Source organism: Anoxybacillus kestanbolensis (assembly GCF_001996285.1).
Taxonomy (GTDB): domain Bacteria; phylum Bacillota; class Bacilli; order Bacillales; family Anoxybacillaceae; genus Anoxybacillus; species Anoxybacillus kestanbolensis_A.
The window spans coordinates 1-13,427 of the sequence record NZ_MQAD01000021.1; the positions used below are offsets into that span (position 1 = coordinate 1).

At 38.4% G+C, this 13,427-nt stretch carries 14 protein-coding genes and 1 pseudogene; 10 read left to right on the forward strand and 5 right to left on the reverse strand.

The window, feature by feature from the left end:
• Positions 1 to 93 precede the first annotated feature (93 nt).
• From BO219_RS11390 to BO219_RS11420, 7 genes and pseudogenes are all read left to right on the forward strand, one after another.
• Positions 94 to 741, forward strand: a pseudogene (locus BO219_RS11390) (IS256 family transposase); the annotation flags it as partial.
• 288 nt (positions 742 to 1,029) lie between these two features.
• Positions 1,030 to 1,752: a 5-oxoprolinase subunit PxpB gene (pxpB, locus tag BO219_RS11395; RefSeq protein ID WP_077429611.1), complete on the forward strand. Its 723-nt coding sequence runs from the start codon at positions 1,030 to 1,032 to the stop codon at positions 1,750 to 1,752.
• The gene (locus BO219_RS11400; protein WP_077429612.1) at positions 1,736 to 2,746 is read left to right on the forward strand and encodes a 5-oxoprolinase subunit C family protein; all 1,011 of its coding nucleotides are present in this window, start codon (positions 1,736 to 1,738) and stop codon (positions 2,744 to 2,746) included. Before pxpB ends, BO219_RS11400 begins: the two co-directional genes overlap by 17 nt.
• Position 2,747: 1 nt before the next feature.
• Complete coding sequence (gene pxpA / locus BO219_RS11405; protein ID WP_077429613.1) at positions 2,748 to 3,518, forward strand: 5-oxoprolinase subunit PxpA; 771 nt, start codon at positions 2,748 to 2,750, stop codon at positions 3,516 to 3,518.
• A 29-nt stretch (positions 3,519 to 3,547) separates the two neighbouring features.
• Positions 3,548 to 4,738 (forward strand): NRAMP family divalent metal transporter, encoded by a 1,191-nt coding sequence (locus BO219_RS11410; protein WP_077429614.1) that lies wholly within the window; start codon positions 3,548 to 3,550, stop codon positions 4,736 to 4,738.
• Between the two features lie 18 nt (positions 4,739 to 4,756).
• A complete protein-coding gene (locus BO219_RS11415) occupies positions 4,757 to 5,548 on the forward strand; it encodes a putative hydro-lyase (RefSeq protein ID WP_077429623.1) in 792 nt (263 codons plus the stop codon).
• Position 5,549: 1 nt separating this feature from the next.
• Positions 5,550 to 6,881, forward strand: a complete 1,332-nt coding sequence (locus BO219_RS11420) for a purine/pyrimidine permease (RefSeq protein ID WP_158074595.1) — start codon at positions 5,550 to 5,552, stop codon at positions 6,879 to 6,881.
• Between the two features lie 287 nt (positions 6,882 to 7,168).
• Here BO219_RS11420 and BO219_RS11425 read toward each other — a convergent pair whose 3' ends face one another.
• Both BO219_RS11425 and BO219_RS11430 read right to left on the reverse strand, forming a co-directional pair.
• Positions 7,169 to 8,083 (reverse strand): tyrosine-type recombinase/integrase, encoded by a 915-nt coding sequence (locus BO219_RS11425; RefSeq protein WP_077429616.1) that lies wholly within the window; start codon positions 8,081 to 8,083, stop codon positions 7,169 to 7,171.
• Between the two features lie 365 nt (positions 8,084 to 8,448).
• Positions 8,449 to 8,913, reverse strand: coding sequence for a GIY-YIG nuclease family protein (locus BO219_RS11430; protein ID WP_077429617.1), 465 nt, complete (start codon positions 8,911 to 8,913; stop codon positions 8,449 to 8,451).
• 139 nt (positions 8,914 to 9,052) lie between these two features.
• On the opposite strand from BO219_RS11430, the gene BO219_RS11435 reads away from it, so the two are divergent.
• Positions 9,053 to 9,415, forward strand: coding sequence for a hypothetical protein (locus BO219_RS11435; RefSeq protein WP_077429618.1), 363 nt, complete (start codon positions 9,053 to 9,055; stop codon positions 9,413 to 9,415).
• A gap of 141 nt (positions 9,416 to 9,556) precedes the next feature.
• Positions 9,557 to 10,123: an ATP-dependent Clp protease proteolytic subunit gene (locus tag BO219_RS11440; protein WP_077429619.1), complete on the forward strand. Its 567-nt coding sequence runs from the start codon at positions 9,557 to 9,559 to the stop codon at positions 10,121 to 10,123.
• A gap of 644 nt (positions 10,124 to 10,767) precedes the next feature.
• Here the strand turns inward: BO219_RS11440 and BO219_RS11445 are convergent.
• The 3 genes from BO219_RS11445 to BO219_RS15125 form a co-directional block, all read right to left on the reverse strand.
• Positions 10,768 to 11,511, reverse strand: coding sequence for an adenylate/guanylate cyclase domain-containing protein (locus tag BO219_RS11445; protein ID WP_077429620.1), 744 nt, complete (start codon positions 11,509 to 11,511; stop codon positions 10,768 to 10,770).
• 12 nt (positions 11,512 to 11,523) lie between these two features.
• Positions 11,524 to 12,060 (reverse strand): Pycsar system effector family protein, encoded by a 537-nt coding sequence (locus tag BO219_RS11450; protein WP_077429621.1) that lies wholly within the window; start codon positions 12,058 to 12,060, stop codon positions 11,524 to 11,526.
• A 313-nt stretch (positions 12,061 to 12,373) separates the two neighbouring features.
• Positions 12,374 to 12,619 (reverse strand): Gfo/Idh/MocA family oxidoreductase, encoded by a 246-nt coding sequence (locus tag BO219_RS15125; protein WP_143271294.1) that lies wholly within the window; start codon positions 12,617 to 12,619, stop codon positions 12,374 to 12,376.
• A gap of 326 nt (positions 12,620 to 12,945) precedes the next feature.
• Here BO219_RS15125 and BO219_RS11455 point away from each other — a divergent pair.
• On the forward strand, positions 12,946 to 13,427 hold a 482-nt coding region (locus tag BO219_RS11455), incomplete at its 3' end, for a helix-turn-helix domain-containing protein (RefSeq protein ID WP_077429622.1).

Here is a 13,427-nt window from a genome sequence, read left to right on the forward strand (position 1 = left end):
TTTATCAAAACGTCTTGTCATTATAGACACTCCTCATCATTGATAGATTTACTGTACATTTCTCTATTCGTTGTGTCTATAATCTAGACTAACATCATAGGAGTGAATGAAGAAGGGTATCGAGAAATTCTGGATTTCTTCGTGGGAGGACAAGAAAGCGCCTATGGATGGCGGGAGATTCTCCAACAGCTCTACAAAAGAGGAGTCAAGGAAGTGCTTTTAGGCGTATTTGATGGTCTTCCGGGGCTGGAGGAAGCCTTTCGGGCGGTTTATCCGAAAGCCGATGTACAGCGTTGTGTCGTTCACAAAGTACGTAATACCTTAAATCGTGTTCGGAAAAAAGATCAATTGGAAGTGGCAGAGGATCTCAAACTGATTTATCGTGCACCGAATAAGGAGATGGCGTTACAGATGTTTCGACAGTTTGAATCGAAATGGTCGAGCAAGTACCCAAGAGAAGTGCAATCTTGGGCCAATGAGTTGGATGTCCTCCTCACCTTTATGAATTATCCAAACAGTATTCGAAGTGTAATTTACACGACGAATGCCATCGAACGAACGATCAAGGAGATTCGGAAACGTCTAAAACCGATGAACAGTTTGAGCAGTTTAGAAGCCGCGGAAAAAGTCGTGTATTTGACGATCCAAGACTTTAATGAGAAATGGGCAGGACGAAAGTTACGAGGATTTTCCGAAGCTCATGAAGCCCTTCAACGAATGTTTGAAGAACGTTACAATTAACCAAATAATGTAAATAAATGAGATAAGAGGATTCTCCCTTTCCACACAGGAGACTGAATATTCAGTCTCCTGTGTGGAAGAAACAGCCCCCTCTCTATTCTAAATCCATTTCAGAGATGCCCTATCTATCTTACATTACACAAAATTCTTGACGGTACCCAATTTTCTATATTGCTAGATAAAATAAAACAAAGTAATATTAGAATATAAAATATATAATAAATATTTAGTAAATTTATATTTAAGGTAAATTTCGCTTATTTTTGAAAATAGTTAGGAGTTGTAAAAATGGACTATCGTTTTCATCCATTGGGTGATAACGCAGTAATAATTGAACTGGGCGAAGATATTAATTTAGAGACTCATCAAAAGGTAAACATGGTTACAACCTTGTTTGATGAACAGCCATTCGAGTGGATGATCGAATATGTTCCTGCACTTACAACAGTAACTGTGTTTTATGATCCGTTAAAGATTTCGGATTTTAGCTCTTATACACTCCCGTATGATTACGTTTGCGGGCAATTAAAACCCTTATTGGAATCGCTTAAGATCGGTGAATTTTCATCTGAAAGGATTGTGGAGATTCCGGTTTGTTACGGAGGAGAGCTAGGTCCTGATTTGGAATATGTTGCGGAATATAATGGCCTCACGCCTGAAGAAGTCATTCATATCCATTCCAGCGGTGATTATTTAGTGTATATGATCGGATTTGCCCCTGGATTTCCATACATAGGAGGCATGTCGGAGAAAATTGCCACACCGCGAAGAGAATCTCCGCGATTAAAAATTCCTGCGGGTTCTGTTGGCATTGCTGGTAAACAGACCGGTATTTATCCGATCGAAACGCCAGGGGGATGGCAGCTTATTGGCCGAACACCGTTAAAGCTGTTTCGTCCTGATGACGAATCCCCTAGCTTATTAAAGGCGGGGGATAAAATCCGATTTATACCCATCACTATAGAAGAATACGAACAATGGAAGGAGGACGACAGTGATAAAAATCATTAAGCCGGGCCTCCTTACGACCATTCAGGATTTAGGAAGATACGGTTTTCAAAAATTTGGAGTGATTGTAAGCGGGGTAATGGACTCACTTTCACACAGAATTGCAAATCTATTAGTGGGTAACGAAGAAAATGCCCCTACTTTAGAAATAACGATGGTGGGTCCTGTTATTGAATTTGAAAGGGATACACTAATATCCATTTGCGGAGGAGATTTATCACCTTCTATTGATGGAAAATTTGTTCCATTATGGCGACCGGTTTTTGTAAGGAAAGGTAGTCAGCTTCGTTTTGGCCAATGTAAAGCAGGCTGTCGAAGCTATCTAGCTGTTGCGGGTGGATTCGATGTTCCACGTGTGATGGGAAGTGCATCCACCTACCTTAGAGCAGGTATCGGTGGATTTAAAGGACGTCCATTAAAGGCTGGTGACGAGTTAAAATTATCCCTCCTTAATAATCGATCCATCCAAATGATCCATGATTTTTCTTCAAAACTAGGAGATCGAAAGTTTGTAGGGACGAAATGGTCGGTATCTGCTGAATTTATTCCAATTTCTAATGAGATCCCCTCTATTCGGGTAATAAAAGGGAGACAATACCAATTATTTTCAAAAGAAAGTCAGAAAAGTTTTTTTCGTGAACCATTTGAAATTACAACCCAATCCGACCGGATGGGATATCGTTTGAAAGGCCCTATTTTGTCTTTAACATCTGCGGAGGAAATGATTTCGGAAGCTGTGAATTTTGGTACCATTCAAGTTCCGCCTGATGGAAATCCGATTGTACTTTTAGCTGACCGTCAAACGACAGGCGGTTATCCGAAAATCGGACAAGTTGCCAGCGTGGATTTACCATACATCGCCCAGTTAAAACCAGGTGACAAAATAAAGTTTGTTGAAGTTTCTCATGAAGAAGCACAAAGACTTTATTTAGAAAGAGAAAGAGAGATCCAACAACTGAAACAAGCATTATCAATAAAATGGAAAGGAGAAATGTAACATGCATATTGTCGATTTGAACTGTGATATGGGAGAGAGCTTTGGCGCTTATAAAATGGGGAGAGACGAAGAAATTTTAGATTATGTTACATCAGCCAATATCGCTTGTGGTTTCCATGCGGGCGATCCGTCAACGATGAGGAAAACAGTCCGTTTAGCCCTTGAAAAAAACGTCGGAATTGGCGCTCATCCCGGATTTCAAGATTTATTGGGATTTGGTAGAAGAAACATCGATATTACTCCTCAGGAAGCTTACGACATTGTTGTGTATCAAATTGGCGCCTTATATGCATTTGTAAAATCTGAAGGTGGAAAGCTTCAGCATGTAAAGCCGCATGGAGCATTATATAATATTGCCGCTAAAAACGCTGCGATTGCTCAAGCCATTGCAGAAGCGGTTTATAAAGTAGATCCGGAATTAATCCTGTTAGGACTAGCGGGTGGAGAGCTTGTCAAAGCGGGAAAAAAAATCGGCCTTAAAACCGCTAGTGAAGTGTTCTCTGACCGCACTTACCAAGAGGATGGGTCCTTAACATCAAGACGGGAAGCGAATGCTCTCATCAAAGACCATGACGTAGCTTGCCGGCAAGTTATTCGTATGGTAAAAGAAGGGAAAGTTACATCTCTTCAAGGGAAAGATGTATCGATTCAAGCTGATACGATCTGCATACACGGAGATGGGGAACATGCACTAGACTTTGCAAAATACATACGTAAAGCGTTGAAGGAAGCCAATATTACAGTTACAAAACTTAGTGATTTTCTAAAATAAAGATTCATAGGTTCTTAGGGGGATAGAAAATGCAGCAAAAAAAGAATATAAGTGTACTTTTAGGTGCGGCGTTTTTGATGGCTACTTCGGCCATCGGTCCAGGATTTTTGACACAAACGACACACTTCACACAAACGCTTGCAGCAAGCTTCGGATTTGTTATTTTAATGTCCATAATTATTGATATTGGAGCGCAAATGAACATTTGGCGCATTATAGCGGTTGCAGAAAAAAGAGCTCAAGATATTGCTAATGAAGTATTGCCGGGATTGGGATATTTTCTTGCAGCGCTTATTGTAGCCGGGGGACTTGCATTTAACATTGGAAACATTGCTGGTGCTGGATTAGGAATCAACGTATTATTCGGGATTTCTCCAGAAATGGGGGCATTATTAAGTGGAATCGTCGCGATCGCTATTTTTGTCGTGCGGGAAGCTGGAAAAATTATGGACCGCTTCGCTCAATTGATGGGTTTTGTCATGATTGCTCTAACGTTATATGTGATGTTTACAGCTAAGCCTCCTGTCGGAGAAGCAGTGGTAAAAACCTTTGTTCCAGATACGATCGATGTTCTTGCTATTGTTACACTTGTTGGCGGAACGGTTGGAGGATATATTACATTTGCGGGCGGACATCGCTTATTAGATGCTGGAATAAAAGGAAAGGAAGCGCTTCCTGAGGTAACTCGTGGTTCGATTTCAGGAATCGGTATTGCATCTATTATGCGAATTTTCTTATTTTTAGCAGCTTTAGGTATTGTCGCGCAAGGGTTAACCCTTGATCCTTCTAACCCTCCGGCATCCGTATTTCAATTAGCTGCAGGCAATATTGGTTACAAAATATTCGGAGTAGTTATGTGGGCAGCATCCATTACTTCCGTTGTAGGTGCCGCGTATACATCGGTTTCATTTATTCGTACATTTCATCCAATTTTAGAAAAGTATCATAGGTGGATTATTATCGGATTCATTGCCATTTCAACGTTAGTTTTCGTTTTAGTCGGAAGACCAGTGAAAATCTTAATTTTAGTAGGTTCATTAAACGGCCTGATCTTGCCAATTTCTTTAGGCGTGATGTTAGTGGCGGCATACAGAACAAAAATTGTCGGAGATTACAAACATCCATTATGGATGACCATTTTTGGTGTTATTATTGTGATCTCTATGGCTTATATGGGTGTTTACTCTTTAATTGATGGTATACCAAAACTATTTGAATAAGAATCGAGGGGGATCATGATGCCTTCTGTTTCGACAATGAGTCCTGCGGAGGCTCGGGAAATGATACGAAATAATGAGTGGATGAAACCAACAGCGGGTGTAGCCAATGGCTACACTCAAGCTAATTTAGTAGTTTTGCCAAAAGAATTGGCGTTTGAATTTCTTTTATTTTGCCAACGCAATCCTAAACCGTGTCCTGTATTAGATGTGACTGAACCTGGATCATGGGTGCCTACTTTAGTGGCACCGGAAGCTGATTTGCGCGTGGATCTTCCAAAGTACCGAATTTACCGAAATGGTGAATTAACAGAAGAAAGAACAGATATTCTCGATCTTTGGAATGAAAGAATGGTCGGTTTTTTATTAGGATGCAGTTTTACGTTTGAGTATGCTTTGATCAATAACGGCATTCCCGTCCGCCATATTGAAGAAAATCGCAATGTTCCGATGTATAAAACTAATATTCCATGTGTAAAAGCAGGACGGTTTGAAGGACCGATGGTTGTCAGTATGCGCCCTATTCCAGAGAAAGATGTCGTAAGGGCAGTTCAAGTGACAAGCCGTTTTCCTTCTGTTCACGGAGCTCCTTTTCACATAGGCAATCCGGATCGTATTGGAATCAAGGATATTCATAAGCCTGATTTCGGTGATCCTGTGACGATACGGGAAGGAGAAATTCCTGTGTTTTGGGCTTGCGGAGTTACTCCTCAAGCGGTCGCGATGCTAGTGAAGCCGGAGATTATGATTACCCATGCCCCAGGACATATGTTTATTACCGATTTACGTGATGAACAGTTTGGGGTTTTATAACATGAAATTGACATTTTCGTCAATTCAATGGTTCATTTTCATTTTAGCAGGGAGTGTGGTCGCCCCGTTAGCCATCGGTGAGGCTTTCGGGCTTTCTCTAAGGGAAATAGCGGGTTTTGTGCAAAGAACTTTTTTCGTCATCGGTCTCGTTTCGATCATTCAAAATATTTTTGGCCACCGAATGCCTATTGCAGAAGGTCCTGCTGTTTTATGGTGGGGAGTTTTCTTCGTTTTTTTAGGTTTAAATGGAACAAATGATGGAACGGATGATGTTCTACAAAGCATTGAGCTTGGTCTTATGATCAGCGGTCTCTTGTTCATTTTGTTAAGTGCTTTCAACGTCATTCAACATGTTAAAAAGCTTTTTACTCCTATCGTTACTGGCACTTATTTTATTTTATTAGTCGCCCAAATCAGCGGTCCATTTGTCAAAGGGATATTAGGGGTTGACTACAAGGGGCCTGGAATAGATTGGAGAGTATCTGTTACCGCCATATTTACGGCGGTCATCACCATTCTTTTTTCTAAAAGCCGCTTAAAATGGGTCAGCAGCTATTCTGTATTATTTGGGATGTTCATTGGATGGGGGCTGTTTTCCTTATTCAAGCTGACGGAACCGCATGAATTTGAACTGGATAAATGGATTAAAATCCCAGAAGTGCTTGCATGGGGAATGCCGAAAGCAGATGCGGGGGTTATTGCGACTTCGATATTTGTTACTTTATTATTATTAGTCAATATTATTTCAAGCATTGATGTAGTCGAAAAAGTAACAAGACCATTATCGAAACCTGTCTATAATCCATCGGGAATCATCATGGGGATAAGCCAAATTCTTTCCGGATTTTTTTCAACCATTGGCTTTGTTCCTCTTTCTTATACCGCCGGCTTTATTATGACAACGAAAATGAAGGAACGACTGCCCTTCATTATCGGAAGCTTTCTCATATTATTAATCAGCTTTTTCCCTTTTGTTACAGTATTTTTTGCTTCGATTCCGACTCCTGTTGCATATGCAAGCATGCTTTTAGCATTTTCGAATATGATAGGAATCGGCATTCGTGAATATTCACAGACCGATCTCAATGAAAGAAATTTATTTATTATCGGCATTTCATTAATGATCGGAATAGGAACTATGTTTATCCCGACCGAGGTAGTCGCAACTTTTCCTCCAGTCATCGCCTCGATTGTCAATAACGGTTTAATTGTCGGAGTATTAATTTGTATGTTGTTGGATCAGTTGATGTCTAAAAAAACGGAACGATTCACAAGCTCAAATAAAAAAACAAATAAAGCGGAACTCTTAAGATCTGAAGCACAAATGGACTGATTGAAAAGTAGAAAAAGAAGGCTCTATCCAATCGGAAAGAGCCTTTCGTCTGGTTATATTGCTTTTGAGACTCATTTGCTACTCTATTAAAATTAATGCTCTCAAGCTCGTATCGTATCAGACTCCTTTTAATATGGCTACATCGATCTTTTGATAAGTTTGAGACTTTTTGGAGAAGTGAATGGTTTTCAAATACTCTCTGCGGTTATAGTTAGCCATTAGAGACATCTTGCTTTCTCTTTATGTTCTAACTCTCTTTAGTTGTGTTTAAGATTTTCTCGTAACTCTCAAAATTTTAGCAACGCCTCCACAGCCTCCGCCAAATCACTATAGCTGTCTTTTAAGTATCGAGACGTAGTGGCAATATTGCTATGGCCGGCGAGGCGTCGAACTTTCTCTATATCGTTGTTTGTCGCCTTTAACATCCACTTACAAAACGTATGCCGAAACATATGGGGCGTCAGTTTTTTATTTGGCAAGCTGTAGCTTTCGATCATTCGCTGGATGCCCCTTACCGAAAACTTCGGAGAACGTTGGCTGTAAAAGACGTATGGCGATTCGGCCACATGCGGTTTCTTTTTCGCCATTTCCGCGCGAAACTTAAGCCAATCCTCGAGTTCTGCCAGCAAGATATTCGAGATCGGTACCGTCCGAACCTTCATCCCCTTTCCCACGATCCGAATTCGCTTCATCTCTAAATCTAAGTCCGTTAATTTTAAATTGGATAACTCCTCTACTCGCAATCCTGCATAGGTAAGCAGGTACACCACTGCACGGTCCCGGCGATATTTCTCTTCAGGATCGACTCCCCGGCTTTGCACCGGTTTTTTCCGCATCCGATGCAATAAGTCCTCGAATTCTTCTTCTGTGAGCCACATGATTTTTTCGTTATCTTCATCGGCTGATTTTAAATCCTGGATGTCTTTCATTGGGTTCTGTTCGAGCTTATGATGTTCGACCGCCCACGAATAAAAGCTTCGCAGCGAATTGAGCCGGCGATTGATGGTGGAGATGGCCAACGGTTTCCCTTCGGCCGGATTCAACATTTGCTGAATCCATTTGCGAATGTCGGCCGACGTGACGTAATCGCCTGGACGAAGATGCAAGTCTTTCAAAAACTGATTCACGTCATTGAGATAGGAGATCACGGTGTTAGGAGAAAATCCCTTCTCTTGCAAATATGTTTCATATTCGCGCAGCATCTTTTTCATCCTTTCACTTATACGACGAGTTTAAATAGATTCAAAGAGCAAATAATCGATTTAAAAAATAACATTATATGACGAGTATATCATAAAAAAGACGAGATTGTTAGACATATAATGTATATTATACGTCTAGTTAAATTGATCTAATGTGACATAATAGCTGCTTTGTTACATATCAAAACCCCTTGAAACATCCAAGGGGTTTTATTAGTGCAACAATTATGGAATTTGACCATAGTGATAACCAGCCTTACAAGTACTAATCGTTTAAAATCGTAAATTGAAAAGTACAGTTCATTGTGAGAAAGGAGCTGCACAGCTGATGCGTGAAGTTAGTCATGTCCGGATTCAGTTTGTTTTTAGTCAATGGGTTTAAACGTTAATACAAGATTGGGAAAGGTGAATTTTTCTGGACCTTTGTTTTTGTTATAACCAAATCTTGGGTCTGTGGCATGTGTAAGATCAATTAATTGGCTTTCAAGATGATTAATTTCTTCATCATTTGGATTATCTGTTTGGAAGATAGGAATAAATTCAAATGATTCTTGCCCATACTTATTCCAATCATTTTGAAGTTCTTTGCAAATGTGCTTTTGTGTTTTGGCATTGCTCCAGTGATTACTATACCGATTGTATAAATTACCTTTTCCAATATAGATACGGTTGCTTCCTTTGCAAAGGATTGCATAGACACCATACTTTTTTCTACATTTAATGGGAGGTGAAGATTTTTTAGCATCTTCAGCTGCTCCTTTTTGATAATATTCACTTAATGCTCCCACAATTATTTTGATAATTTTTTGAATATCGTGTTGTTCTTTCAATTTATTTTACCTCCTTGGTATATATCTTATTAATCTAATACTTTTTTATGAATAATGTTTCGGAATTTTTTGAAAGAGTTCTGAAAGTTTTTCTAAAAAATATATATATGGTAAGAAATATAAGTGAAGGAGTATGAAAATGATTAAACCAAAACATGGATTTTTTACAATTCCTGAAGCGGAGCAATATGCAAAGGAGAAAATTATTGAAGCCGGGATTGAACCACATAAAACCTTATATAAAAAGATTATGGAAGAAGTTCCAAATGAAAAGCTTGGAAAACGAAGAAAGCAAGTTTCAAAAATTGAATTAGAAAAATGGATTGCAAATTATATAAATCAAGCAGGGGAATTTGCAAAATCTAATCCAATAAAAAAAGAGCGTAATGCATTAAATAAGTTAAAGCAATTAAGGTTTTTTTTAAATCAAATAGATGATAAAATGAGCGATTCTGAGGCGAGAAATGCTTTAGAAATTGTAAAAATGATTTTGAATTCGTAAATGGAGGACAAATATACGTTTGATGAATCTTTTTTAAAAGAGGAAAAATCGTAGTAGTGGAAATTAACAGGTTGCTTTTGTCATAAACTTTATTTTCCGGAATATCTTGTACCATCTTAAAAAGAAAGATGGTGGTTGTGATTGAATCAAAAGGTTGCGATTGAATTTATTGCAGATGTTTCATATAAAAATATAAGCAAATTATTTAGTCTGATTGAAAGAGAAATTGATAAAGGGATCAATGATTTTATTCTTTTTATTTCTTCCCATGGTGGAGACACATATGTGGGATTAAGGTCTTATAACCAGTTAAAATTACTTTCTAAAAAAGTTAAATTGACAACATATAATCTAGGATTTGTTGAATCAGCTGCAATGAATTTATACTGTGCGGGAGAACACCGTTTCGCAATTCCCAATTCACGGTTTCTTTTTCATCAATCAATAGTCAATTATGAAAAAAAATCATTTTCAGAGATGCAACTTGAGGAGGAATTAAATAAATTAAAATCTTCAAATCACACATCAATCAATATAATAGTGGATAATTCTAATTTGATTTATGAGGATGCAAAAAAACTTTATTATACTGGAACCATCCTTAAACCTGAACAAGCAAAAGAAATTGGTTTAGTCCATAATATAACAGATGACATAAAAAGCATTATTGGAACTAATTACAAAATATACACCATCGAAAATGAATAAAGTAAGGATGATTATGTGAAAAGCATAATTTACGCAACCATCTCTGCATCTAATGCAACAAAATGTCTATTATATCTAGTTACAAGTGATGATGAAGCATTGGAATTATGATCCGCCGGCGACCCGTAGTCTTTTGGGTCGGGAAGGGCGATGTGATAGGCTGGAACGGGCCGGAAAGGCGCGTGCTCCGGCGGGATGGCCATCAGTCAGCAAAGCGTTTCCGGCTGCCAGCCGACCATCACATCGCCCCGGGGACCCGGACCAAAAGGAAACGGAAGCGCCGGCGAACGCGGACTTGGTTCCATCGATCTCTGTTTTTGTCATGATTTGTCGAAATATGCATTTTATATTTTTGTCAGATAATAAATATTCTAATATTTCTCATATATGGATCGGTAAAAATAAAAAATAGGCACTTCGCTAAAAAGCGGCCGCTCAAATTCGCCTGTAACGCGTTTTAATCGATAAGGTAATGGTTTTCTATTCAAAAAAGAAAAACGCCTGTACGGGCCGTTTTTTCGCGTTTAAAGCGATTTTGACATTTTTCTTCCCGCAGCGATGCGCTGAGCTGCTTCCTGGCGTCGCTACGTATAGCTTACGGACGTTATCATAAATTTTCATATAATACAATTATAACGAAAGTATTAATCCACAGTATATTGATAAGTAGTGTAATAACATGATTGGTATTCGTTATTATAAGTAAATATTTTGGAAGTCCAAATATCAGTCTTTTGTACATATCCAGGGAATATCTCTTTTTCGATATATTTCAACTCATCTAAAAGATTATCATATACTAACTTTGATATATGAATATGATTAGGGTTAGAGGATAGGTCACTTAATCTTACTGATTTGTTAACTGCATTTCCAGCCCAGAATAACCCTTTATTATTAGGATTTCCAGCAACTCCAATTTTAGTGCATAAAACTTCCCCATAATCTATACCAATTCCAAAATCAATAGCAGAGTATTTTGCCAAAATTTCGTTTATACCACTATTAGGATCGCTTATCATGTACTTCATTTGCATAGCTGCTTTTACGGCATTTGTAAGAGTTGATTTTGTACTTCCTGGAAAGAATACAAGCATACTGTCACCATTAAAACTTCTTACTTCTCCACCTAATTTATTAGCGATTTTTACAATGGTGTGGAAATAAGACATATGTATTTTTGCAACAGTAGTTTTGTTATGAGCATTTAAGATTTGAGTGGAGCCGCGCATATCAATATGAAGAACCGTAGTTTTAAATTTCAAACCTTTATTTCCGAAAGTTAACTTGGCGTCTTCTATATCAGGAACATATGTAACTTCTTCAACATCAAAATTCGAATTAATTATTTCTTTTACCTTCTTAGTGATATCATCTTTCATTCCCATAAACATATCCCCTTAAATAAGTTTTGTTAAAAAGATAAAAACTAATAAAAACATCAATGTCACAAATAAATACTTAATAACATGGTTTAATTTTTCAGACTTACTACTCATGATACAAGAACATTCGTAAACCTGAGCAAGTAATTCCTCATGCACTCTGTCATCCGGTAAGGAATGATAGAGCGTAATAAAATCACTTTTACTTAATTTTGAAATATGTTCAAAATATAATACTGAAGATTCTTCCTGAGTGTAATGTTTAGCTTTCTTTGGCTTAATAATCTCGAATAAAATTACGTAAATTTGATAAATAAGAAGTGATAGAGTTAAAACACCACAAACAAATGTTGCTAGTGATAGTAAGATATTTTTTTCTTCAAATGGGTTAACAAATTCAAGTTTTTTTGCAAATTCGATGAATGCAGTTAAAATAAAGCCATGGATTACAAGGATTGCTCCGGCTTTTTGATCTATAAAACGAATTAATTCTTGTATATTTGAGTGGTTATACTGAGCTAACTCATACTTATTTAACACATGTTTATCCATATTATCACTCCAATTATATACAATGTTTTCATAAAGCAATTTAGAATAGTTTACTATAATAATTATTTATTAACGTTTATAAAAGTAAGAGAGATGAATACTACAAACCTCATATTTAAAATACCTCCTTTGTGCTTTTAGTACTTGAATCAAGACCATTTACTTAATGGAATTACAACTAAATTATACCAAATGAATCTTTCTGACTATAAATCTTCGTTAAATTGAGATATAACGCAAACTAGCGAATCATCGCCTCACTTGCGGTTGTGGTAGACGGCGAGAAGTTCCTCTTTTTTATTCACTAGGTCAATCAGTTCGTTCGCTTCGCTTCCGCCTCGGTCACCGTAAACGACTTCTCCCCCATGATGTGTTTGCTCACTAGGATCTCCTTCCTTGCGTACTCGTAATGGATGGTGTTCGGACTCGTCACTACCACGACGTCGATGGTCAGGGCGAGGGTAGGCAAGCAGGGAATCGATGTCACCATTCCCCCGTCGACAATAAAAAAAGCAAAGCTAGCGAACAGTGCCTGGCACTGTTCGCTAAGAATTATCATACAGGAGTTTCAAGGGTTATGCGTATAGGTTGTTGCTCTTGCGGTTTATTCGGCACTCCGTCTATGTAAGATAAAAAAAGGGACTGACCCAAAACAAAGGTCAGTCCCCCTTCATAATAAAATATATACGTAACTAAGTGAAATGTCTTAATATTATATTTTTTGTTCGTTCGAGGGAGTTAGACCCTTATGAGTCAGAGCCTTATTCCCGTATAAAATACCTATATTTATATACATGCACTTTAAAACGATGACTTCTGTATGAACACATTTTTTCATGGCTATACTGCTCCTAAATACTCATGTGTAAAAGGAGCGGAAAGGACATGAAACGTCTTAAAATTACAAATGACCACGGCTGGACGCCTCGAACCCTTCGGAAACAAGAACGGAAAATCAAAGATGCTTCCCTTCGCGTTCGGGTGACCGCTGTTCGTCTCGTCATGGAAGGTCATCTCGGTAAAGATGTGGCCAAAATGGTCAATCTGTGCCGTCAATCCGTTGCCATCTACGTTGCACGGTTTAATCAAGGTGGGCTCGATCATCTACTCGATCGTCGGTTGCCGCCTGGTCGTGTGCTGTTTCTTACGGAAGAACAACAACAAGAAATTAGACAACTCGTGTTAACTACTACACCTGTGGATGCTGGCTGGGGCATCGCTTCGTCATGGAACACGCGCATTTTACAATCTTACATTCAACAAACCTATGGTGTTTCCATGTCACGGGAAGGGATTCGCAAGTTGTTGCATCGTTTGCGTTTGTCATGGACACGCCCGACGTATAAGCTCGTCAAAGGAGACGCTAA